Annotated in this window: 24 protein-coding genes and 4 tRNA genes; 22 read left to right on the top strand and 6 right to left on the bottom strand. The window is 41.8% G+C overall.

What is annotated here, in order from left to right; all coding sequences use genetic code 11:
* Positions 1 to 19: 19 nt before the first annotated feature.
* The 4 genes from CRO21_RS14490 to CRO21_RS14475 all read right to left on the bottom strand — a co-directional run bounded on the left by CRO21_RS14490 (position 20) and on the right by CRO21_RS14475 (position 3,510).
* Positions 20 to 640 carry a Uma2 family endonuclease gene (locus CRO21_RS14490; RefSeq protein ID WP_097080029.1) on the bottom strand — a complete coding sequence of 207 codons (621 nt, stop codon included), beginning with the start codon at positions 638 to 640 and terminating at the stop codon, positions 20 to 22.
* Positions 641 to 725: 85 nt separating this feature from the next.
* Positions 726 to 1,733, bottom strand: a complete 1,008-nt coding sequence (locus CRO21_RS14485; protein ID WP_097080028.1) for a FecR family protein — start codon at positions 1,731 to 1,733, stop codon at positions 726 to 728.
* Positions 1,734 to 1,748: 15 nt separating this feature from the next.
* Entirely contained in the window at positions 1,749 to 2,264 is a 516-nt protein-coding gene (locus CRO21_RS14480) for a sigma-70 family RNA polymerase sigma factor (protein ID WP_097080027.1), read from the bottom strand.
* Positions 2,265 to 2,421: 157 nt separating this feature from the next.
* Positions 2,422 to 3,510, bottom strand: coding sequence for a hypothetical protein (locus tag CRO21_RS14475; RefSeq protein ID WP_171294065.1), 1,089 nt, complete (start codon positions 3,508 to 3,510; stop codon positions 2,422 to 2,424).
* 426 nt (positions 3,511 to 3,936) lie between these two features.
* Here CRO21_RS14475 and CRO21_RS14470 point away from each other — a divergent pair, with 426 nt between their 5' ends.
* The 3 genes from CRO21_RS14470 (at position 3,937) to phoU (ending at position 7,677) form a co-directional block, all read left to right on the top strand.
* Entirely contained in the window at positions 3,937 to 5,304 is a 1,368-nt protein-coding gene (locus CRO21_RS14470; RefSeq protein ID WP_097080026.1) for a nucleobase:cation symporter-2 family protein, read from the top strand.
* 186 nt (positions 5,305 to 5,490) lie between these two features.
* Complete coding sequence (locus CRO21_RS14465; protein WP_097080025.1) at positions 5,491 to 6,828, top strand: TolC family outer membrane protein; 1,338 nt, start codon at positions 5,491 to 5,493, stop codon at positions 6,826 to 6,828.
* Positions 6,829 to 6,921: 93 nt separating this feature from the next.
* Positions 6,922 to 7,677 (top strand): phosphate signaling complex protein PhoU, encoded by a 756-nt coding sequence (gene phoU, locus CRO21_RS14460; RefSeq protein ID WP_097080024.1) that lies wholly within the window; start codon positions 6,922 to 6,924, stop codon positions 7,675 to 7,677.
* A gap of 82 nt (positions 7,678 to 7,759) precedes the next feature.
* On the opposite strand, the gene CRO21_RS14455 is transcribed toward phoU, so the two are convergent.
* Both CRO21_RS14455 and argH read right to left on the bottom strand, forming a co-directional pair.
* The gene (locus tag CRO21_RS14455; RefSeq protein WP_097080023.1) at positions 7,760 to 8,032 is read right to left on the bottom strand and encodes an oxidative damage protection protein; all 273 of its coding nucleotides are present in this window, start codon (positions 8,030 to 8,032) and stop codon (positions 7,760 to 7,762) included.
* Between the two features lie 57 nt (positions 8,033 to 8,089).
* Positions 8,090 to 9,514: an argininosuccinate lyase gene (gene argH, locus CRO21_RS14450; RefSeq protein ID WP_171294064.1), complete on the bottom strand. Its 1,425-nt coding sequence runs from the start codon at positions 9,512 to 9,514 to the stop codon at positions 8,090 to 8,092.
* A 134-nt stretch (positions 9,515 to 9,648) separates the two neighbouring features.
* Between argH and CRO21_RS14445 the strand changes: the two genes are divergently transcribed.
* The 19 genes from CRO21_RS14445 to CRO21_RS14355 all read left to right on the top strand — a co-directional run.
* The gene (locus tag CRO21_RS14445) at positions 9,649 to 10,713 is read left to right on the top strand and encodes a sensor histidine kinase (RefSeq protein ID WP_097080021.1); all 1,065 of its coding nucleotides are present in this window, start codon (positions 9,649 to 9,651) and stop codon (positions 10,711 to 10,713) included.
* Positions 10,714 to 10,761: 48 nt separating this feature from the next.
* Positions 10,762 to 11,514, top strand: a complete 753-nt coding sequence (locus CRO21_RS14440; RefSeq protein WP_097080020.1) for a LytR/AlgR family response regulator transcription factor — start codon at positions 10,762 to 10,764, stop codon at positions 11,512 to 11,514.
* Positions 11,515 to 11,603: 89 nt separating this feature from the next.
* Positions 11,604 to 12,530 carry a hydroxymethylbilane synthase gene (gene hemC / locus CRO21_RS14435; protein WP_097080019.1) on the top strand — a complete coding sequence of 309 codons (927 nt, stop codon included), beginning with the start codon at positions 11,604 to 11,606 and terminating at the stop codon, positions 12,528 to 12,530.
* Between the two features lie 17 nt (positions 12,531 to 12,547).
* Entirely contained in the window at positions 12,548 to 13,327 is a 780-nt protein-coding gene (locus CRO21_RS14430; RefSeq protein ID WP_097080018.1) for a uroporphyrinogen-III synthase, read from the top strand.
* Positions 13,320 to 14,150: a hypothetical protein gene (locus CRO21_RS14425; RefSeq protein ID WP_097080017.1), complete on the top strand. Its 831-nt coding sequence runs from the start codon at positions 13,320 to 13,322 to the stop codon at positions 14,148 to 14,150. Before CRO21_RS14430 ends, CRO21_RS14425 begins: the two co-directional genes overlap by 8 nt.
* 34 nt (positions 14,151 to 14,184) lie before the next feature.
* Positions 14,185 to 15,375, top strand: a complete 1,191-nt coding sequence (locus tag CRO21_RS14420; protein WP_097080016.1) for a hypothetical protein — start codon at positions 14,185 to 14,187, stop codon at positions 15,373 to 15,375.
* A gap of 11 nt (positions 15,376 to 15,386) precedes the next feature.
* Positions 15,387 to 15,827: an acyl-CoA thioesterase gene (locus CRO21_RS14415; RefSeq protein WP_097080015.1), complete on the top strand. Its 441-nt coding sequence runs from the start codon at positions 15,387 to 15,389 to the stop codon at positions 15,825 to 15,827.
* Between the two features lie 210 nt (positions 15,828 to 16,037).
* Positions 16,038 to 16,364, top strand: a complete 327-nt coding sequence (locus tag CRO21_RS14410) for an H-NS histone family protein (RefSeq protein WP_097080014.1) — start codon at positions 16,038 to 16,040, stop codon at positions 16,362 to 16,364.
* Positions 16,365 to 16,545: 181 nt separating this feature from the next.
* Positions 16,546 to 17,292, top strand: coding sequence for a type II secretion system protein N (gene gspN / locus CRO21_RS14405; protein ID WP_097080013.1), 747 nt, complete (start codon positions 16,546 to 16,548; stop codon positions 17,290 to 17,292).
* Positions 17,293 to 17,294: 2 nt separating this feature from the next.
* Positions 17,295 to 18,128 carry a type II secretion system protein N gene (locus CRO21_RS14400; protein ID WP_228150460.1) on the top strand — a complete coding sequence of 278 codons (834 nt, stop codon included), beginning with the start codon at positions 17,295 to 17,297 and terminating at the stop codon, positions 18,126 to 18,128.
* 42 nt (positions 18,129 to 18,170) lie between these two features.
* Positions 18,171 to 20,432: a type II secretion system secretin GspD gene (gene gspD / locus CRO21_RS14395; protein WP_097080011.1), complete on the top strand. Its 2,262-nt coding sequence runs from the start codon at positions 18,171 to 18,173 to the stop codon at positions 20,430 to 20,432.
* A 69-nt stretch (positions 20,433 to 20,501) separates the two neighbouring features.
* Positions 20,502 to 21,122, top strand: a complete 621-nt coding sequence (locus CRO21_RS14390; RefSeq protein ID WP_097080010.1) for an FHA domain-containing protein — start codon at positions 20,502 to 20,504, stop codon at positions 21,120 to 21,122.
* 21 nt (positions 21,123 to 21,143) lie between these two features.
* Positions 21,144 to 21,818 carry a phosphoglycolate phosphatase gene (locus tag CRO21_RS14385; protein ID WP_097080009.1) on the top strand — a complete coding sequence of 225 codons (675 nt, stop codon included), beginning with the start codon at positions 21,144 to 21,146 and terminating at the stop codon, positions 21,816 to 21,818.
* Between the two features lie 96 nt (positions 21,819 to 21,914).
* Positions 21,915 to 23,408, top strand: coding sequence for an anthranilate synthase component I (gene trpE / locus CRO21_RS14380; RefSeq protein ID WP_097080008.1), 1,494 nt, complete (start codon positions 21,915 to 21,917; stop codon positions 23,406 to 23,408).
* Positions 23,409 to 23,514: 106 nt separating this feature from the next.
* Positions 23,515 to 23,590 (top strand) — tRNA-Thr (locus tag CRO21_RS14375).
* A 39-nt stretch (positions 23,591 to 23,629) separates the two neighbouring features.
* Positions 23,630 to 23,713, top strand: a tRNA-Tyr gene (locus tag CRO21_RS14370).
* A gap of 33 nt (positions 23,714 to 23,746) precedes the next feature.
* Positions 23,747 to 23,822: transfer RNA gene (locus CRO21_RS14365), tRNA-Gly, on the top strand.
* A 19-nt stretch (positions 23,823 to 23,841) separates the two neighbouring features.
* Positions 23,842 to 23,916, top strand: a tRNA-Thr gene (locus CRO21_RS14360).
* Between the two features lie 166 nt (positions 23,917 to 24,082).
* Positions 24,083 to 24,171, top strand: an 89-nt coding sequence (locus CRO21_RS14355) for a GTP-binding protein (protein ID WP_072292276.1), incomplete at its 3' end; no start/stop codon positions are given.

Here is a 24,171-nt window from a genome sequence, read left to right as displayed (position 1 = left end):
CTTTTCATCACATGATTAATCAGTGAGAAGCGGAATCAGCTTGTAATTGTTCCTCTTCCTGAGCTTTTCGTTCTAACCATTGCAGCATATCGCTATTTTTTACCCGTTGATAAATATCTTCAACACTGATGGTTAAATCAATCGAGTTTAACGTGATGGTATCTCCGAGAAAATAATATTCAGCTCGCCAACCTGTTGCACGACGTAATACCGCAATTTCAGCGTGTTCCTGTTCAATCAATACATATTCCTGTAACGTGGGAATTTGAATATAGCTGTCTAATTTGGTGGTTTTATCCAATTGCCGTGTTGATTTGGATAAAACCTCGACAATAATACTGGGTTGCTCACTAAAATAACTGTTATCGTCAAGGTCAGTACAATCCACCAAAACATCGGGATAAAAATATTTGCTGCCTACTTTGACTTTCATATCAGAAGTATAAGGTTGGCAGGGATTGCCTTTTAAATGGTTGGCGAACGCAAGGTAAATATTTCCAGCAAGGCGGTTATGTGCAGCACTTGCACCCGACATGGCATAGACCACGCCATCAATATATTCATGTTTAATTGGGCTATTTAATTCGCCCATTAGATAATCCTGTTCAGAAACAGGCAATTCATAAGCAAGATTTGGCATGTACTGACTCAATCAGATTGATGAATTAAACATCATCATACAAAGCTTTATGGCACAATTCAATGTCAGTTTTGCGGCTTATAATCTAGTCTTTTAACGTGACCCGTGTCACATAAGGTACAGGCCGGCTCACCTGTATAGGTAAACTGTCCTGTAACAGGGTAAAAGCTTGGTCTATATCATTGAGGGGTAAAATTGCAGTCACACGAAGCTGTTTGATTTCATGCGCATGGTAATAAATTTTACCTTGATTATACGATTTTAGAATATCCAGCACTTGAGGTAATGGCATTTGATCGACCATAAGACTGTGTTTTTGCCAAGCTTGTTCCAGCATCGCAGGGGAAATGGCATGTATAGTTTGAATCCCTTGTTTGTTGATCACCACTTGCTGTCCAGCTTCAATAATCTGTCTTTGATTTCCCTGTATTGAGCGCACTTCAACTTTAGATTCCAACATGGTCAGAATCGTCTGATTGTCACTGTGTTGTACCATAAAGCGTGTACCCAATGCCTTGATTTGAGCAAACTCGGTTTTTACCACAAATGGACGTGTTGCATCTTTGGCAATATCAACCAGAATATTGCCATCCAGTAACTCGATATGACGTTGCTGCGCATTAAATTGAATATTATAGGCACTATGTCCACTGATTTTGATTTGGCTTTGATCCAGCAAAGTCTGATCTGTCCATTGATCATAGCGACTGGATTGGTCTGCCAGCCAATATTCTACAGGCAGCATTTGCCAAGACAGCAGGGCAGCAAACATGCAGCCCATCATAAAAATAAATAGAGAAGAACGGGAATTAAGTTTTTGTGTCAGTTGGCTCTGTTCCTGAATCGCATCTTCAACAATATGGGTCTGCGCTTGATTGTTTTGATGCAATTGCTTTAACTGCTCAATCATGCCCTGCATACCTGCCACAGCGTGTTGATGCGCAGGACTTTGTTGCTGCCATTGTTCAAATGCCTGATGATCCTGTGCAGTGCAATCATCACTACTAAGTTTGACCAACCACTCGGCAGCCTGCTCTACCAATTCCTCGGAATTAGGCGGTGCTGAGGCAGGAGAGGGTGATTGCGCTGGCATATAAAAATGGTGTGATTAAGCTTGACCAATATGATGACAGTAGATGAGTGCTTTCATCAAGTCCCGCTGAATGGTTTTAATCGAAAGCTGCATCTGTGTTGCGATATCGACTTGTGAAATTCCATCGAGATAATGCATCAATAAAATTTGTCGTGGTCGATCTTCCAGATGACTTAAGGCTTGAGCAATCTGGTCTAATGTTTCGATCGCGATGATTGCTTCTTCTGGTGAGGCATAGGCTTGATCATGATCAAATTGGGAAATATAGTGTAAATAACTTTGTTCTATTTTTTGTCGTCGAGCCTGATCGATAATCAAATGTTTTGCAGTGGTATGTAAAAAAGCTTTGGGTTCTTTTAGATTTAGAATATCTTTGGATTTCATGATTTTGATAAAAGTATCATGCAAAATATCTTCTGCACGATCAGATGAGCCTAATTTGCGGCGTAGCCATTGGTACAGCCAATGATGGTGTTCTTGATATAAATTGGCGAGCGCAAGGGATAAATCTGTTTTTGAAACACTGTTCATGGACGTGAGGAGCACATGGATAATAATTTATTGTAGTAATAGTGAGAATTATTAGCAACTACCAAGATGAATGATTGTATTTAATTTTTAGGGGAATGATGAAAAATACTGGCGTTTATTGGGGCGATAAACAACCAGCATCGGCTTTCTATTTAAATTAGAACCATGTTTCCAGACGTAACAATGCCCCCAAATTATGACTACGATCTTCTTCCTTATCGTTGTAATAATTGACTTCGGTCTGGAAGAATAGCCATTCACGAATAAACGGTTGTCGCCATGAAACAAACGGACCATAACTATTGAGATCAGGTGTACTGTCATCAATGCGACCACCCATATACACGCCATAGTTAAAGCGATTATTTTTGAAAAACTGGTGTTCACGGAATAATCGATTATCCCAGAAGAAATCCTGCTTGCCATCGTCGGTATAGGTTAGGCTGAATTGATCCGATAAAAATGCTTCATTGGGACGAGCATGGCGAATTTCCAGATTGGTCCGCAGATAATGCTTACTGTCTAGACCATAGCGATAGATTTGCTCGGCATGGGTGCTAAAATTATTATTTAATTGCCAATCTCTTTGTCCTTTCAAGCGCAGATACACGTCATCACCAGAACGAATACCCAGATCGACATCAGTATCGATATCCCAAGGGTTTTTCCACTGATCCCAGCGCAGTGCAAGGGAGGAGTTGTCATCTCTAGATTGTTTACGATCAATGGTTCGGCTGGAATTACCTTGCGGATTTTCATTGGTAATGGCGACGTTACCTCGGATTTCGTTATCCAGCGAGTCATCACCAAACACCACACTAAAGCGATTTTCCAGTGTTGGTAATTTGATTTTCCCTCGAATACGAGGTTTTACACTGAATTCATCATATTTATTCCATTCGGTATCCAGAATAATCCTTAGATTGGCGGAAGCAGCATCATTTGGATCAGGTTCTCCAAACCAGTCATCAATATGATGGGCATAATCCTGTAACTTCTCTTTAAAGCGATATTGTTTTTTATCCCACCAAGAGTTGTCTTTGGTTTCTTCTGTGCTAGGAACATTTGCTTGGTCAGATTGTTCTGGCAAAAAGGTGGGTAAATTGTCAATTGTTTTTGGAATAGTGTCCAGCCATGTTCCTGTCGCTGCATTTTCTGTATCTACTGCCTGTGATGGTTGTTCTGCAAAAGTGTGGGTCGCAGAAAGACATCCCAATGCAAATAAACAAGTGCGGTAAAAATGCATGTGTGTTCCCCCGATTATTATATGTTGGTTATATTAGCTTTAATGATTCGAGTAAAGTGTTAGTTTAATGTTTTTAATAATATGAGTAAACTCATTGTGTTAAGCCAGATTTTATCAAGAATAGTCATTTGTTTATTTGAATACTTGTTATTATCAAGAAAATTTAATTTACTGCTTATTATTCTCATTTATTTCTATTTGTTTATTTTCAATTTTTGTAAATTGATCCGCAGCTTAGCATGCAAATAAAGGGCAATAGTGCAATTTTTTTTCATCAATGGTTATCAGCTTATTAAGATGATTTACACTTTAAATTAAAGTTGTTAACAATTTATTTAATGAATGTCTACAAATTTTGCCTGTTTGGCATATTTCATGCTTTTTCTTTTGTGAAATTTCTTTTGGAACGCAATGGGGGCCTAAAATATGTCGGATGAGAAAACAACGATTGCACCAGAACATGAGTTTTTAGGCTTTGGAAAAAGTTTTGCTTATGGTTTGCAGCATGTGTTAACCATGTATGGTGGAATTGTCGCACCACCCTTGATTGTCGGTACAGCAGCCGGATTTACTGCCGAACAAATTGCAATGTTGATCACCGCTTCCTTGTTTATTGGCGGTTTGGCCACGATGTTACAAACGCTGGGGGTAAAGTATTTCGGTGCCAGATTACCTTTGGTACAAGGGGTGTCTTTTGCCAGCGTGGCAACTATGGTGGGGATTGCAACCACAGGCGGTGGATTTAATGTGGTACTTGGTGCAGTGATTGGTGCTGCCTTGATTGGTTTAATTATTGCGCCATTCTTTGCCAAAATTATTCGTTTCTTCCCGCCGATTGTGACCGGTTGTGTGATCACCATTATCGGGATTTCATTAATGCCGGTTGCAGTTCGTTGGGCGATGGGTGGCAATAATAAAGCGCCAGATTTTGGTTCGGTGGAAAATATTGGTCTGGCAGCCATGACCTTATTGATTTTATTGATTCTGAGTAAAGTCGGTAATGAAACCATCCGTCGTTTATCGATTTTATTATCGATTGTGATTGGCGCTGTATTGGCGGCACTCATGGGGTTTGGCAATTTCTCCAGTGTGACCTCGGGTGTATGGATTGCCATGCCTGATTTTCTGGCATTTGGTGCACCTGTATTTAACATCTCAGCCATTTTGGCGATGGTCATTGTGACCATTGTGATTTTGACTGAAACCACAGCAGATATTATTGCGGTTGGTGAAATCGTCGGCACCAAAGTCGATGACAAACGAATTGCCGATGGGTTACGTGCAGACATGTTATCGAGTGCTGTTGCACCATTATTCGGTACCTTTATGCAAAGTGCCTTTGCACAGAATGTGGGTTTAGTTGCCATGACCGGGGTGAAAAGCCGTTATGTGGTGGCCGCAGGTGGTGCAATTCTGGTCATTCTTGGTTTATTACCGATTATGGGACGTGTGGTAGCTGCTATTCCTACACCGGTACTGGGCGGGGCAGGTTTGGTTCTGTTTGGTTCCGTTGCTGCCAGTGGCATTCGTACTTTAGGCAAAATTGACTATAGTTTGCAAAAGAATTTGATTATTGTGGCAACGTCTTTGGCTGTTGGTATGATTCCTTTGGCAAATGGAGATTTTTATGCACAATTTCCAACTTGGTTTAAAACATTATTCCATTCTGGGATCAGTGCAACATGCTTAATGGCGGTAGTGTTAAATATATGGTTTAACCATATTGGTGTAAAAGCAGAAAGTACAGAAAATGTCTCTGATACTGATAATACACTTAAATCTTCTGCACATTAATGTGATGACCTGATGATGAATAAAGAAACGGGACAGCATGTTCCGTTTTTTATTCAACTCTCTGGATAGCAGTTTTTTTATATCTGTATCTCTAGCAGGGTAGAGATGTAGAAATTTGCGATGTAGACTTGAATTTCAGATTAAACTTGCTAGGCTTGCAGCGAATAAATAAAGTTGTATAACAAGATGAAAAAGAAACTTGGCTTAAGTGCTCTATTGTTGATGCAGATGAGTTCTGTCTGGGCACTGGACTTGATAGAAGCTTATCGCCTTGCTTTAGCAAATGATCCTGCATGGCAAGCCAACCAACAGCGTTTTCAGATCGAACAACAAAATCTGGGCATTGCCAAAGGCGCAGTATTGCCAACAGTGAGTGTGAATGCATCTTTGCAAAAGCAATTTCAAGATGATGACCAATCTGCAAACAGTAGTTTAAACATTGGTGGGCAAGACATTCATTTTTATAATGCTAATACCACAACCCGGCAGGCTTCGGTGAGTTTACGCCAGCCATTATTTCGTATGGATGTCTGGCAACAATATCAAAAAGTTAAAATTTCACAGCAACTTGCAGAGTTACGATTACAATCGCAACAACAGGAGTTGATTCTAAATGTTGCAAAAAGTTATTTTGATGTGTTACGCCAGCAAAGTTTATTAAGTGTCAATCGACAGCAGGAACATGTATTGCTCCAGCAATATAAAATGATGGAAGCCAAATTTAAAGAAGGTTTGGTGGCGCGCATGGATGTCAGCGAAGCCGATGCACAATATCAAAGCACATTCGCCAGTCGTGTGGCAGGGGAGGTGCAATATCAATTGGCATTGGAACAATTGTGGCAATATATTGGTGCAAATTCTTCTTATTTGTCCCAGTTAAGTGCGGATTTTCAGTTTCAGCCACCAATTCCCTCCAATATTGACGCATGGATTGCACTTGCCGAGCGCCATAATCTTTCCTTGAATCAGGTACGAGCGACGTATCAGGTCAGTCAACAGCAGATAAAAGTGGATCAGGCTGATTATTATCCACAATTAGAGGCCTTTGCGACATCTGCTTGGAATAAACAAACCCCGGAAAATATTATCAGTAGTAATGGTCGGTCAGATCAGGTCGGATTGCAGTTGAGCTGGGTACCTTATGATGGCACACGTTCGCAGATCATTAAAAAATCCCAGCTTGAAGCCAGTGCAGTACAAACCGATATTGATACAGAGCTCAAGCAGGTACAAACAGATGTGAAACGTGCTTTTTTGCAAGTATCAACCGGTGCCAGCCAGCTCAATGCCTATAAGGTTGCCATGCAGTCTGCACAGTTGGTATCAGAGGCATCTCAGGCCAGTTATCAGGAAGGTTTGAAAAGTATGGTGGATGTGTTGCTGGCACAGCGCAATGCTTTTTCTGCCAAGCAGGATTATGTTAATGCACAATATGATTATATTTTGAATGTACTGCAACTACGTGCATTAAGCGGGCAATTGACCGAAGATGATTTGGCGCAATTAAATGTCTGGTTGCAATAGTTCAAATGCTTTTCTTTCATGTTGTCATGATAATTTCATATAAACTCTATTTAATAAATCTTAAAAATATTACAATTTTTAGGAGTACACCCCTTGGAGCCAAACAATACTGTGTTTAGTCATCATATATCATCACAATTTAACGAAGACATTCAGGATGTGAATACCAAATTCATGGCCATGGGTGGATTGGTTGAGCAGCAAGTGGCAAATGCCATTCATGCCTTATTGGATACAGATTTAGATTTGGCGATCAAAGTTCAATTTGAAGATAATGCAGTGAATCGTTTTGAGCAGGAAATTGATGAAGCATTGACGTTGATTCTGGCACGTCGTCATCCTGCGGCAAGTGATTTGCGTATGGTCATTGCCATGAGTAAAGCCAATACCGATCTGGAACGTATCGGTGATGAAGCGGCAAAAATTGCTCGTATTGCACAGAATCTCTGTGAAGAAGGTGAATCGCCACGCGGCTATATGGAAACACGTCATATTGGTAATCAGGTGCGGATTATGATCCGTGAGGCACTCGATGCATTTGCACGTCTGGATGCAGAAGCTGCGGTACAGGTGATGCGTGCTGATGGCGATATTGACCGTGAATATTCTTCCGCCATGCGTGCCCTGATGACGTATATGATTGAAGATCCTCGTCATATTAGCCGGGTGATTAACGTGATGTGGGTATTACGTTCTCTGGAACGGATTGGGGATCATGCCCGCAATATCTCTGAGCAGGTGATTTATATGGTCAAAGGTATGGACGTGCGTCATACGGATGTGGATAAAGTGGAAAAACAGGTACAGGCGAAAACCACAGCCATTGAACAGAAGAAAACACCAGAATAATATTTAAAGATATAAGCCTTTGGCTCGGTTTGACTAGTCATAAAAAAACCTCGATTGACGAGGTTTTTTTACATGCGTATTTTTATTTCTGTTCGGTCCAGCCTTCGGCTTTTTCGACAGAATCATCGTTGCTTAAGAATTTTTCCCGTTGTTGTTCGAGGAATTTTTTGGCATCTGCTTCAAATACATTTAATCTCTTTTCATTGATCAGCGTGGTTTGATGTTGTAGCCATTCCTGCCATGCCTGTTTAGACACAGTCTCGAAAAATTCCTGACCTTTTGCACCCGGGAATGGGGCAAAGTCCAAACCTTCCATGTCTTTTTGATACTTACGGCAAAATACTTGTCTAGTCATATTGTGATCCTGAAAAGCCCCGCTTTACTTTTTTAGCCAAGCGGGATTTAGGGAGATTTAAAGCTGTTCGATACGAGTGCGGGCACGCGCGATTGCGGCTGCAACCTGAGCGGGTGCAGTACCACCGATATGGTTGCGGGCAGCGACAGAAGCCTCTAGTGTTAATGCCTTATCAAATACATCTGCCTGAATTAAAGGCGAAAATTGCTGTAATTGCGCCAATGTCAGTTGGGATAAGTCTTTATCTTCCTGTACACCTAAGGCCACAGCTTTACCCACGATTTCATGCGCATCACGAAATGCTACACCATTTTTAACCAGATAGTCGGCGAGATCGGTTGCAGTCGAGAAACCACGTAGCGCAGCTTCACGCATATTGTCGATATTTGGAACCAGTGCCGGAATCATATCGGCAAACGACATCAGACTGCCACGTACAGTATCAATCGCATCGAATAAAGGTTCTTTATCTTCCTGATTGTCTTTGTTGTAAGCCAAAGGCTGACCTTTCATCAAGGTCAATAGGCTAATTAAATCACCATAGACGCGACCAGTTTTACCGCGAACCAATTCTGGAACATCCGGATTTTTCTTTTGTGGCATGATCGATGAACCGGTACAGAAACGATCCGGAATCTGTACAAATTTAAACTGTGCAGAGGTCCACAGCACCAATTCTTCCGACATACGTGATAAATGCATCATGATCAACGCCGCAGCAGCATTAAACTCAATGGCAAAATCACGATCCGACACGCCGTCGAGTGAATTTTCACAGACTGCTTCAAAACCCAACAATTCGGCTGTATATGCCCGGTCAATTGGATAAGTTGTTCCGGCCAGTGCCGCAGAACCTAAAGGCATACGATTGACACGTTTGCGACAGTCAATCAGACGTTCACTGTCACGTAACAACATTTCAAACCATGCCAGCAGATGATGACCAAAGGTGACTGGCTGTGCAGTTTGCAGATGGGTAAAACCTGGCATGATGGTATCGGTATTTTTAGCAGCAAGAACAAGTATGCCGCTTTGCAAACGTTTGAGTAATGCCAGAATCTGATCAATTTCGTCACGTAAATACAGGCGAATATCGGTTGCAACCTGATCGTTGCGGCTACGGCCGGTGTGTAATTTTTTGCCGGTAATGCCAATCCGATCCGTTAAACGTGCTTCAATATTCATATGCACATCTTCAAGATCGATACGCCAGTCGAACTGACCTGCTTCAATTTCTGCTTGAATGGCGGTCAAGCCATTGATAATGTCATCACGTTCCTGTGTCGTGAGGACGCCGACTTTGGCCAGCATGGTTGCATGAGCAATGGAACCTGCGATATCTTGTCGATAAAAGCGTTGGTCAAATTGTACAGAGGCAGTGAATTCGGCAACAAAAGCATCGGTTGCTTCACTAAAACGACCACCCCACATGCCGGAAGTTGCAGATGTTGTCGCTGGAGAGTTTGATGATTGCGTAGTCATGACAATAATTAGTTTTCAGAAGCATTAAATCGATGAGAGTATAGCAGATTATCGCATGCTTGCTAAAAGAAGTATCAATAGACCTTAGGCAAAACAATTGGTCTAAAAAAGTCAGTCTAAAGTAGAGTACGCCAATGCCATCGCCACAACGCTTATCTTCGACTTTTTCCAAATCACGCTATTATTTCAGTGATTTCAGACGTTGGCGGCATGTACTGGAACTCTTATTGGCCAGCAATCTTCTTGCAATTATTCTGGCGGTGGCCAGTGTTAAGGATTTATCAGAACTATCATTCATCACATTACTGCATTATCTTTTATTTGTCAGTTGGGTGGCGATTTGCTTTGCGGTCTGTGTGGATAAATTACAAAAAATTCTAAACCGCTTTGATCGTCATATTGCGTTGATGATCTGTTTTTTTATTTTAATTGTGCTGGTGTTATCGAGTACCTGTGCGGTCAATATTCTAAAATTTATGGGTGACAGATCTCAACAGCAATTAGATGTATCCACTATTTTTGCAGGTGGTTTACATCATGTGGTGTTAGGTGGCGGTGTCGGGTTGATTTGCCTGCGTTATTTATATGTGCGCGAACAATGGATTGAACAGCAACAATCCGAATTAATGGCACGGGTACAGGCATTACAGGCACGTATTCATCCACATTTTTTATTTAATAGTTTAAATACCGTGGTGAGTTTAATTGCGATTGATCCTTTTCGGGCAGAGCAAATGCTAATTGATTTATCCGGTTTATTCCGTGCCAGTCTGACGGAATTGCGGGAAGTTGCCTTGCAAGAAGAGATTGAGCTATGCCAGCGTTATTTAAAAATTGAGTCGGTACGGCTGGGCGATCGACTGCATGTAAAATGGCGAATTGAAGGTGAAGATCAACTTAAATTTGCCAAAATTCCTTTGCTTACCTTGCAGCCTTTGCTTGAAAACTGCATTTATCATGGCATTGAGTCAATGTCAGATCAAAGTACAGTGAGTATATTGATTGAAGTGATTGATCGACAGGTGAGTATTGTGCTCACCAATCCCTATCAATCCGGATTGCAATCAACTCAGGGAAATGGCATTGCAATTGATAATGTGAAACAACGGTTGATGGCCTATTACGGAGCAACAGTGAATTTTAAGATTTTTGCACGGGATGGCATATTCACGACCTTGTTGAGTTATAAATACCAATAAAAAGCAGATGGTGAATGATGACATCTGTCAGAAAAAATGGGGAATACCATGGATATTGTCATTTGTGACGATGAGGCTTTAGCCCGTGAACGACTGGTGCGTATGGTAACACAGCTGGGGCATTGTGTGGTTGCACAGGCAAATAATGGCAAACAGGCCATTGCAGCGGTAGAAAAATTTAGACCAGATGCGATTTTACTGGATATTCGTATGCCTGAAATGAATGGTCTGGATTGTGCAGTACAACTGAGTCAGCTGGATACACCTCCTGCGATTGTATTTTGTACTGCATTTGATCAATATGCGATTGATGCTTTTAAAACCCATGCGATGGCCTATTTATTAAAACCCATCCCCTTAGATGATTTACAGCATGCATTGCATAAAGCTACTCGGTTAAATCAAGCACAATTACAGGCGCTGCCGCTTCAAAGCAGAGATTTGAATTCCACAGTTTCTCAGAATACAGCGCGCCAAAATATTGTAGCCCGAACACATCGGGGTGTTGAATTAATTCCGATAGAAGATATTTATTATTTCTTTGCTGATCAGAAATATGTCACAGTACGTCATAAACACGGACAGGTGTTGATTGATGAAACCTTAAAAGAACTGGAAAATGAATTTACTGCGGATTTTATTCGTATTCATCGTAATGCGTTAATTTCACTTAAACATCTGGAAGGTCTGGAAATGCTGGCAAATGGTCAATATCAGGTGAGATGCAGGGAAATTGATGAGAAGTTGTTAATCAGCCGGCGGCATTTACCACATATTAAAGAAAGAATGCAAAAGCTATAATTTTTAGCTAAAAAATCAATTTATACTTGCATTTTTAAGGCATGGCGTTAGTGTTGGCTTAGGTCAAATGTCTGTGAAATTGAAAAACCATGTCTGTATTAAAAATTGCGACCCGGCAAAGTCCGCTGGCCTTGTGGCAAGCGGAATATATTCAGCAACGATTACAACAACACTATCCAACACTAAAGGTGGAGTTGGTCAAATTTGTGACGCAGGGTGATAAAATTCTCGATACGCCTTTGGCCAAAATTGGTGGCAAAGGCTTATTTGTCAAAGAACTGGAAGCCGCATTACTTGATGGACGGGCAGATATTGCAGTCCATTCCATGAAAGATGTTCCGATGCAACTGCCCGAAGGTTTATCGCTGCCGGTGATTTGTGAGCGTGAAGATCCGTTTGATGCGTTTGTTTCCAACAGCTATGTCAGTTTCGATCAATTACCGCATGGCGCCGTGGTTGGCACGTCCAGTTTGCGCCGCCGCAGTCAATTATTGGCAAAACGACCTGATCTGGATATTCGAGATCTGCGTGGCAACGTGGGTACACGTTTGTCCAAACTCGATGCTGGTCAATATGATGCCATTATTTTGGCAAGTGCAGGTTTAAAACGTCTTGGTTTAGGGGATCGTATTGCCCATCGTATTGCCCCGGAGATCAGTTTACCGGCAGTAGGACAAGGTGCTTTGGGGCTGGAGTGTCGTAGCAATGATCACCAGATTCTGGATTATATCGATTTTTTAATACATAACGAAACTTCGGCATGCGTACGTGCAGAACGTGCTTTTAATGCCTATCTTGAGGGTGGTTGTCAGGTGCCGATTGCTGCGTTTGCCCAGTTGCAGGATAACGGAATTTTGAGTATTGAAGGCCGGGTCGGCTCTGCTGATGGTGAGACGTTGCTGGTGGCAACACAGCAGGGCGATGTAGAACAGGCCGAGCAGCTCGGTGTTGCGCTGGCTCAGGATCTATTGCATCAGGGGGCAGGTGAACTGCTACAAGCCCTTTATCAGCACTAGAGTTCTTGTTCCTTAACATGCCTATGCAGATTTTTAATACACGCCCGCAAGCACGTGCGCAACCACTTAGTCAGGCGCTACAGGCTTTAGGCTACGAGGTGTTTGAACTGCCTTTACTGGCATTAAAGCCATTGCCACTTGATGCTGCGCTAAGGTTGCAGTTTCAGGCGTTTTGCTCGGCAGATATTGTGGTGGTTGTTAGCCCCATCGCTGCACAATTGGGTGTGCAATATTATCGTGAGCTTGGGCTGGACATGGCCTTACTGCAACAAAAGAAATGGATTGCAGTCGGGCGTTCAACACAACTGGCTTTACAGGAATATGCATTGCATAGTGAATGTCCCAAGGTTGAAACCAGTGAAGGCATGTTACAACTGGAAGTATTGCATCACTTACAGGATAAAACCATTGCATTCTGGCGTGGGATAGGCGGTCGAACCCTGATGATGCAACATTTGCAAAAGCAGGGTTGTCATATCCAGAATATATTGTTATATAGTCGGCAATGCCCGCAGTATAATCCTGTAGAACTGGCAATAAAATTTTCACATTTACCTGCAATTATCTTAATCAGCAGTGAAGAAAGCTGGAAAAACTGGCTTCTCTTATGTCAGGATTTTATCCAAGCGCAAAAAGCACTTGGACAGAATATTTATATTGTTCTTGGAGATAGGGTAACTCAGGTATTACAGCATTATTTTTGTGATCATAATGTCGTTGCCACTATCCTTACCGTGCATCATTTGGATGCGCATACCATTCATCAACGATTACAGCAGCATATGGGTTATGAATAAAGTCTTATGGATTATTCTTATTATATTGAGCGTATGGCTATTTAAGCTTAGTACGGATGTATATTCGCTGGAAAATCGTAAAGTTGATGTCTTAAATAAAAATATAGAACAACAAAATCAGCGCATTGCCAGTCTTTATGATCAGTTGATTGCTTTACAAAAGCAACAGAATCATCAACCCTTACCTGCATCGAAAACATCTACTTCACCGAGTATAACTGCAACAGAGGAAGAAAGTTATTCAGCACAGGATTACGTACAAGATCGGTTACAGTTGATTCAGGCAGCGTTGCAGCAACAACGTTTTACCGTGGCTTTGGAGCAGATTCAACAGTTAAGACAGCGTTTGATGGATCAACAATTATTATCTGAAAGTTTAAACCTGGCATTAATTGAGGCATTAAGCAAAGATCAAAGCGCAATCACTTTATATATGCAGCAACGGGCAGAACATCAGCAGATTTTACAGCAGCAATTACTTAAAATTGGACAAAATTTACAGGCGGATTCGCTTGATCATGTAGAAAATAAATGGCGTTGGTCAAATTGGTTGAGTGTGGGGAGAGCTGATGAAATTCCTGATTTACAGCAGCGTAAACTGTATTTTAAGCAACTTCAATTGCAGCTTTTACTGGCACAACAAGCATTATATGCGGGTCAAAGCATATTCTACCGTACACAAATTCAGGAAATGATAACAGGATTATCTGCATATCCGGATCATAATGCCCGTCAGGTTTTAGCGGGTTTGCAAAAACTTGACCGTCTGGCATTATCGGCGCCACCGCAACTGAGTGCTCTGGCTTTGGTACAGGCAGTTTAAAGGTACAGGTGAGTGAAAATGTCAGGAGAATTAAATGCGTGATCGGATTGTAAGCTATATCTGCCTGACCTTATTGCTGATAGCCGTCATGTTTGTGCTGAGTTTTAATACTGGTTTTGGTTATGTTTATATTCAATGGTTAGGCTGGCAAATACAAAGTAATCTTTTGGTATTACTGGTTTGTGTAGTGTGTTTTATCGCGGCATTTTCTACTTTATGGCATTTATTGCGTAAAGTGTTTCGTCGCCGATTACAAAAACATTTGATGCCAAAATCATTTCAGGAACTGCATCCGTATGAGCGTATCGGTATTGTTTGGTTATTACATGCCGAGCAAGTGGAGCAGGATCGGGTCGTCTCTACCTATCAAAATTCAGAATGGCTTTATCCACTGATTTCGGCTAGATTGTTGATTGATCAAGGCCATGGCGATGAGGCCAAGCAATGGCTTAAAGAAAACCAGAATCCGCTATTTGAGCTGGCTGAACTGCTTAAAATCGATATCGCTCTGGCAGACAAAAATTATGCCGAAGCACTGGATCGTCTGGAGTTTTTAACGGTTCAGCCATTATCGATATGGTTGCATCCGGTGGAAAAAGCCTATCAGGCTGAATTACGGGAAAAATGGTTATTATTGTCCAAAACTTGCCCTTGGTGGATATTTAAAGCTTCTCATCAACCGCAGTTTAATCCTGAACAGAGTTTAATCTGGTTACAGGCTTTACTGGATCAAAGTTTTGAGGCCAGTGATGAGGATCAGCAGTTGTTTTTGGAATGGTATCAAACGATTGCTTTGGATCTGCCTGATATGGACATTCAGGAACAAATTCTGATTTTAAAACTATTGAGTCAATTTGAGCTATTTAATGCCGAAAGTGCTGAGTTTGCCCAAAAAATATTACAGCAAAGATTTGTGCCAGAAGTGTTATATATTTGGTTAGATAAAGCTTTAAACCAACAGCAGCCAATACAACAACTCGAACAGCAATTACAACAATGGCAGGATATATATCCTGCCCAGCCAAGTTTAACCTTTGCCCAGTGGCATATTTATCAACGGCAGCAGAATTTTGAACAAGCTGAGCAGCTTTTAAAACAGTTTCCCGATGATGCCTATATGGCATATCTGCGAATTCAGGAAGCAATTAAATCTTCAGATGCTTTGCAAGAAGATTTAAAACTGTTGCTACAATATTCAAAGCAGGATTTTAAATTCGACCTATAGTGATCAAGCATATGAATGTTCCAGCCTTAATTAACTATCCACTTGTTTTTAAACAAGTTGTTGCCTGGGGTGACATGGATGCATTTGGACACGTCAATAATGTGCAATATTATCGCTATGTTGAAAGTGCCCGTATTGCCTATTTAAGTCAGCTTAATATTTTTAATTTAGATGTTTATACTGTGATCGCTAGTAGCAATTGCCGTTATTTAAGTTCGGTGATTTATCCAGATGTATTACATATCGGCACCCGTGTTGAAGAGTTACGTCAATCTGCGATGCGAATGTCTTATATGCTATATAGTGAACAACAGCAAAAAATAGTTGCCGAAGCTGAGGCGGTAATCGTTTGTCTTGATAAACATAGTCATAAAAAATCGAATATGCCGCTGGCATTAAAACAGCAAATTATTGCATTCGAAGCAACGGTTCAGCATGCATTAGATTTATAATCTTTGCATGCGAAAAACATTCTATTTTTATTTTGTCGAAATTGTGTAGGTTTTTAACTGGTAAATGAAAGCTTAACTTCATAATATAAAGAATAAATCACAAAATAATAATATAATGTGTATTTTTTATTCTAAAAATAATAATTTTGTGGTATATAATACGGCCTAAGTAAGATTAAAAATAGTTTATAGATTTAACTGGAGTTCCATATGTCAACAAATATCGAAAATTTAGATATTAATCAATTGCAAGCTTTAAAAGAACAAGCTGATGCACTGATTGAAAAGAAACAACGTGCAAAAGTAGATGACGCATATCAAGAATTACTGGATGTCGCGAACAGCGTGGGTTTGAGTCTGGAAGAACTGATTGAGCATGGTCGTAAAACCAAAAAATCTACAGTAAAACGTACAGTTGCGCCAAGATATCGTAATCCCAAAAATAGCAATGAAACATGGACAGGTCGTGGTAAACAACCACGCTGGGTTGTGAATGCATTGGCTGAAGGCAAGAGCATCGATGATCTACTGATCTAAACTTTAATTGTTCATGACACTGTCATGTTTATCAGTTATAAAGTTCAAACCAAGCGTAAATGCTTGGTTTTTTGTGTCTTAAAAGGTATTGTTAAGTTGGTAAAATATGCATAATGTCATCATAGTGAGTACGACAACAAGCACAATCAAATACAGGACGTAAGTTAAGGTATGCATGTTGATGACAAATAAAAAACGAATTCGATTTTGGGCGATACTTTTTCTTGTCTTATTTGCCCTATTTATCGTGCTTCAGGTACCTGCGGTCTGGTTATTGAAAAAGTTTGCTCCGGATCAGCGTATGTTGCAAAACGTCAGTGGAAATATCTGGCAAGGGCAGGCGGACTGGAATATTAATACACTGCAAGGCACAGTACACTGGTCCACACGGCCTTGGGAATTATTACGTTTGCGCGTTGCAAGTCAGGTCACCATACATAGCGGGCAAACTCAATTACAGGGTGTGATTGCCTACGGTGTAGCCAAAAATATTTATCTACAACACTTTAATGGTAAAATCAGTCCAGAAACCTTGTCTGCATTGGTTGCATGGCAATGGCCCAGTACCTCAATCAATGTCAAAGATTTAAGTGTTAATTATAAAGGAAAAACCGGATTCCAATCGGCCGAAGGGCAATTGTCATGGTCGGGGGGCATGCTGAATTATCCTATAGGGCAACGCTTTGAACGGATAGATATTCCACCTTTGGTTGGAGAGGTGAGTGGTGAAAAAGAAAAATTAAAATTATTGCTAAAAGACAGCCAGAAACAACGTATGGCAGATATGTTGGTGGGTGCAGATGGCATGTTGGATGTGCAAATCACCCAGCGTTTCTTACTACATTCACCAAGTTATCAGGGCAAAGCGGGACTGGATACTGCTGTAATCAGTACACGTCAACCACTGACAAGTCTAAGAGGTCAGTGATGATGCCACAATGGTTATCCAGATTTGATCTGCAAAAGCTTGATAAGCTTGCCCCGATATTCTTTTTGATCATCATGATTTGGCTATGCTGGCGATTAGCAAGTTTATTTTGGTGGTTTGTTGCACCACCACAAATTCCTGTTATTCAGCCGGTGATTTTGGGTTCACAACAACCTGTTATGCCCAATATTGTAAGATTTTCATTGTTTGAAGAGCCGGGACAAGATCCACAAGTGCAGGCGCAGTCAAGTTTGCCACTTAAACTTGAAGGTGTTGTTGTGGCAAGTCCTCGCTATTTATCTTCGGCTGTTTTACGTGTCAATGATAAAGCGGATAGTTATCGAATTGGTGATAAGATTGCTGAAACCGGACTAGAACTAGCAGATGTCTATTGGGATCGGGTGATGATTCGTGAAAGTAGCGGAAAAACCCGAGAATTGAAATTTGGCGAAGCAAGCACCACAGCCAATATAGCACCACCTGCGAGTAGCACGGCGCCGTCTAATCCTACATCACTACCTACACAGAATAACAGTACAGCAGATGGTGCAATTGGCGGTGCGATTGAACAATTGCAAAAAGATCGGGAACAATATCTGGGTCAGATGGGTGTAAGCGCCGGACAAAATGGTTTTGAAATCACAGATAAAACACCGCCAGCGTTAAGAACTAGATTGGGATTAAAGCCCGGTGATCGAATCCTTTCTGTCAATGGGCAAACCCTCTCCAATGGAACAAATGAAGCACAATTGCTTGAGCAAATTAGAAAAACAGGTCAGGCAAAAATTGAAATTCAGCGTGGTGATCAAACGATGACCATACAACAAAGTTTTTAAGGCACATGAAGTGCACAATGAGATGAGGCAAGACGAGTTCACATGAGTTTACATATCGAAAATCGTCAACTATGGGCTTTGGTGGCAGCAGCACCAATGATGGCTGCGATAAGTACAGTTGCTTATGCGCAAACCTGGAAAATTAATTTGCGTGATGCCGATCTTGCTGCATTTATTAATGAAGTTGCTGATATTACCGGCAAGAATTTTGCGGTTGATCCGCGTGTGCGTGGTAATGTCACGGTTATTTCAAACAAAGCACTGACCAAAGATCAAGTGTATGAATTGTTTCTAGGCGTATTGAATGTGAATGGTGTGGTGGCCATACCATCAGGGAATACCATAAAACTGGTTCCGGATAATAATGTAAAAAACTCGGGTATTCCCTATGATGCGCGTAATAATGCCAGAGGGGATCAAATTGTTACCCGTATTATCTGGCTGGATAATACTAATCCCAGTGATTTAATTCCTGCATTACGACCTTTAATGCCACAATTTGCCAATCTTGCTGCTGTACCGGGGACTAATGCCTTAATTGTTTCTGATCGAGCTGCCAATATCTATCAACTGGAAACCATTATTCGTAATCTGGATGGGACTGGTGAAAATGATATTGAAGCAATTGCTTTGCAGTCGAGTCAGGCTGAAGAAATTCTGGGTCTAATTGACTCTATGAGTGCAACAGGCGCGGCAAAGGATTTAAAAGGTTCCCGTGTGCGTGTGGTGGCAGATACCCGGACCAATCGTATTTTGATTAAGGGCGATACCAGTAGCCGTAAACGTATTCGGCAATTAATCGAAATGTTGGATGTACCCTCGGCAAATCGTTTGGGTGGTTTACAGGTCTTTCGTTTGAAACATGCCAATGCCAAAAATCTTGCAGAAATCTTGCAAGGTTTGGTGACAGGGCAAGCAGTCAATAGCAGTGCCAATAATTCATCGTCGAGTAGTAGTAATAGTATTAACTCTCTGCTCAATAATAATTCAAACACGTCTTCTACATCGGGAACTTCAGGATCTAGTATTAATTTAACTGGATCAAATAATACCAACCAGAATGCTTTAACTAGCTTTAGTGGTAATGGCGTGAGCATTATTGCCGATGCAACACAAAATGCCTTGGTGGTCAAAGCAGATCCACAATTGATGCGGGAAATTGAAAGTGCAGTTCAACAACTGGATATTCGTCGCCAACAGGTTCTGATTGAAGCAGCAATTGTTGAGATTGCTGGAACAAATGCAGATCAACTCGGTGTGCAATGGGCATTGGGTGATTTATCCAGCGGCGTTGGCTTGATCAATTTTGCCAATGCCGGGGCGAGTTTGGCGGGTCTGGCTGCGGGGTATTTGGGGGGAAGTACAACGCAAGCCTCTGCGTTAAGTGACATCAGCAGTGGTGCTACAGTTGGAATTGGCGATTTTAAGAGAAACAGTGACGGTACACAGAGTTTTTTTGGTATCTTGGTACAAGCACTGGAAAAAAATCAGAAGTCAAACTTATTATCCGCACCTTCTGTGGTGACGATGGATAATGAGGAGGCCTATATAGTCGTTGGTCAAAATGTACCTTTTGTTACTGGTTCTGTCAGTACAAGTGGTGGGACTGCAAATCCATATACTACGATTGAACGTAAAGACGTTGGTATTACGCTTAAAGTTGTTCCTCAAGTTGGTGAAGCTGGCACCATTCGTTTAGAGGTTGAACAAGAGGTTTCAGCGGTCACAAACAGTACTGCTGCAAGAGATATTATTACCAGTAAACGTGCGATTAAAACTGCAATTTTAGCCGAGGATGGGCAGACCATCGTATTGGGTGGACTTATGCAAGATGATCGCATAGATGAACGGCAAGCGGTACCGGGCTTGGGGCGTATTCCCGGCATTGGTCGTTTATTCCGTTCCGATAGTGCTTCAACCGAAAAACGCAATTTACTGGTTTTTATCCATCCCACAATTATCAAAGATGATGTAGATGGTCGTAATATCACTCGTCAGCGTTATGGTCAACTGCATAGTTTGCAACTGACATTTGATAAAGACGGTAGTTTTGCAGTATTGCCAGAAAATGTAGATGACATTTATCAACCCAAAATAACAGTACCCTCAAATGTTCAGAATGGTAAAAAATATCAAACCATTCCAGTGACACCAACAGCAACGAATAGCACGACGACAGTGGATTTACGACCTAAAGGGAATTCTGTATCTCAAACAGCTGTGGCTACACCAGTACAGCCTCAAGTAAATATTGAGCGCACCGCAAATACTGAAACACAAATCCAATATCGTTTGTCTGAATAAAGGTTTAAACCCAAAGACGGCTTTGCTAAACTGATGTAAGTTGTCATGAGAAATGAATAGGATAAGCACATGCGTTGGAAGCTGGTAGGATTAAGTGAACCTATTGTAGGTGAAACACTTGTGATTGATCGGGATATGGTGATTGGGCGTCATCAACAGGCCGATATCGTATTGCAAGCGGCGCATGTGTCGCGTCGCCACGCTGCATTGCTTTTAAAAGAAGATGGTTCGCTCTGGATTCAGGATTTGGGTTCTTCCAATGGCACCTTTGTGAACGATCAACAAGTAACTGAACAACAGCTTCACCATCAAGATGAAATTAATTTTGAAACCATTCGTTTTCAAATTCTTGAAGAGCATGCTGATCAGGTTGAAACGACAGATGCGCCAAGTATTGAAAAAGTCGTGCCGGGCGATCAAGGTATGCCAACACTTGAACAGCGTGGTGCTGATGTAGAATTGAACCGTGATGGAATGCCGACCAATATTGGTGTACCAAAACCCGCACCAATTCCAGAACATGTTGAAGTGAAAGTTGAACCTGAACCAGAACCCGTGGCGACTCAGGAACTTGAGAGCAGGGTCGAGCAGGTTGAACAACAACAGAAAAATGCCAAAGTCGGCGTGATGAGTCTGGTGATCCTGATCATTTTAATTATAGTGGCGAGCCTGTTTTTTGTAGGGCAATAGGTTGTATGTTTTGGGGTTAACATGAGTTCACTGATGGATCTTTCGCAAAGAAATTTAATTTTATTCGATCTGGATGGTACGCTGGTGGATTCAGCACGGGATTTGTATCGTGCCATGAATTTAACCCTTGCGGATTTGGGGCGGCCAACAGTAACCGAACAGCAGGTACGGGTCTGGGTTGGCAAGGGTGCGGCACAATTATGTGGTTGCGTGATTCAATATCAGGATCAAAAGCTTGATCCAGCGCAACAGCAAATCCTTTTGCAGCACTTTTTGCCGGTGTATCAGCATAATTTGTGTGTAGAAACCACAATTTATGAAGGGGTGCTGAATTTTCTGGAGTATTGCAAAATTCAGAATAAAACGCTGGTCTGTGTCACCAATAAACCTTATCAGGCAGCAGTGGAGTTACTCAGGCAGCTTAATTTACTGGAATGCTTTGCACTGGTATTGGGTGGTGATTCCTTAACCCATCGTAAACCGCATCCAGAACCGCTGTTACATGCCATGCAATATTTTGGTCAATCTGCGGCACAGACCTTAATGATTGGCGATTCCCGTAATGATGTCGAAGCGGCGCGTGCCGCGGGAATAGATTGTATTGTTTTAAGCTATGGCTATAATCATGGAGAAGACATACAATTGTGTCAGCCGCAGTGGGTGATCGACTCTTTGCAACAACTTATTCCAGCATAAATTTGAGGATATTATGAACCAGTCAACGATGTTTCGATGGCGTTAAAAAATTAACGAATAAAACACTATTTTCTATCGACACATTGAGAGCGGATCATGACTTCTATTGCGCAATTTGAGCAATTAAAACAAGCTGGCTATTTAACCATTCCTGTATTTCGTCAGCGTCTGGCTGATACTGAAACTCCCTTAACTGTTTTTGCCCGTTTGCGCCAGCAACAACTGGCTTATTTATTTGAATCGGTTGAGGGCGGCGAAACTTGGGCACGTTATTCCATTATTGGTCTGGGCGAAAGTACGGTATTTTCTTGTAATGCTGGCATATTAACCATTCAGGATGAGCAGGGCAATGTTTCCACGCAGCAATGTCTGGATCCGTTTCAATATATTCGTGATTATCAGGCACAGTTTAAAGTGCCGCCGCATGCGTTAGTCCCTGCATTGCCACAATTTACTGGTGGATTGGTGGGCTATTTTGGTTACGACTCGGTACGTTATATCGAACCACGCCTGAAAAATGTGCCCGAAGCCGATCCGATCGGTTTGCCTGATTTATGGATGATGTTATCCAAGACAGTCATCGTGTTTGATAATCTTAAAGACACCATGTTTTTGATTACCCATGCCGATATTGAACAAGAAGATGCTTATCAACAAGCGCAACAACGACTAGATGAACTTGAAGCCTTATTGGCACAGCCAGTCAGTCTGGTGGCAAAACCGCATACTGCACCCGTATTTCATTCCTTAACTGGCGAACAAAAATTTCTAGAAACAATAGAGGTGGTCAAGGAATATATTCGGGCAGGTGATGTCATGCAGGTTGTACCTGGACATCGCATGGTATCCGATTTTGATGGTGATCCAATTTCTGTTTATCGTGCCTTGCGCCATTTAAACCCATCGCCTTATTTGTTTTTGGTGCAGGGCTATACTTTAGAGGATAAAAAACCATTTTATATTGTCGGTTCTTCACCGGAAATTCTGTGTCGTCTGGAAGATGGAATCGCCACTGTGCGTCCATTGGCGGGGACAAGGCCCCGTGGTAAAACTCAGGAAGAAGATCTGGCTCTGGAAAAAGATCTTTTATCGGATGAGAAAGAAATTGCCGAGCATTTGATGTTGATTGATCTGGGACGTAATGATATTGGTCGGGTATCCAAGATTGGTAAAGTGTGGGTGACCGATCAAATGGTGATAGAGCGCTATTCACATGTAATGCATATTGTTTCCAATGTACAGGGTGAAGTGAAAGAGGGTGTGGATGCGCTGGATGTACTTAAGGCAACATTTCCGGCTGGCACATTGTCTGGTGCCCCGAAAATCCGCGCCATGGAAATCATTGATGAAGTTGAACCGGTTAAACGTGGTGTATTCGGTGGCGCAGTCGGTTATCTGGGCTGGCATGGTGAAATGGACATGTCGATTGCCATTCGTACCGGCATTATCCGTGATGATAAGGTCTATGTGCAGGCAGGCGCAGGCTTGGTGGCAGACTCAAATCCGGCATCAGAGTGGAATGAAACCCAAATAAAAGCTCGCGCAGTGATCAAGGCGGTTGAATTATCGTCAAACGGATTGATTTTATAGGTTTTTCGCAGTTTTTTTACAAAAAGTACTTGCATCATGTGAGAGTTTTGCTAAACTGCACCCCGTTCTGATACGAAACACAAATAAGTGTTAAGCATAAAGAAACGCCGACATAGCTCAGTTGGTAGAGCAACTGACTTGTAATCAGTAGGTCCTCAGTTCGAATCCGAGTGTCGGCACCATTTATGTAGTAGAAGAGCACACTGAAGAGCGTGTGATTTGGTGAGGTTCCCGAGCGGTCAAAGGGAGCAGACTGTAACTCTGCCACGAAAGTTTCGAAGGTTCGAATCCTTCCCTCACCACCATCTAAAGTCTTCGATAAAAATGTACCAACATGTGCGGGAGTAACTCAGTTGGTAGAGTGGCAGCCTTCCAAGCTGCATGTCGCGAGTTCGATCCTCGTCTCCCGCTCCATCTCGAAGCGTAGTCTATCGCTCTTATAGCTCAGTGGTAGAGCACTCCCTTGGTAAGGGAGAGGTCTCGAGTTCAAATCTCGATAAGAGCTCCAGATTGTGCTTAGAGTGATACAGTAAAAGATTTTAAATAAAGCAGGCTTTTTAGTCTGCTTTTAAAGTATTGGGCGTTTAGTTTTTTGCTAAACATTTGAGTCGATAACTGAGTTTGAATCGACGAGTCTGGATAGAGTAGTCTCGGCGTAAACGAGGATAATCATCATGGCTAAAGCCAAGTTTGAACGTAATAAACCACACGTAAACGTGGGAACTATTGGTCACGTTGACCATGGTAAAACAACTTTAACAGC

The organism is Acinetobacter puyangensis (assembly GCF_900096995.1).
Taxonomy (GTDB): Bacteria; Pseudomonadota; Gammaproteobacteria; order Pseudomonadales; family Moraxellaceae; genus Acinetobacter; species Acinetobacter puyangensis.
This window is presented reverse-complemented; position numbering and strand designations above follow the sequence as displayed.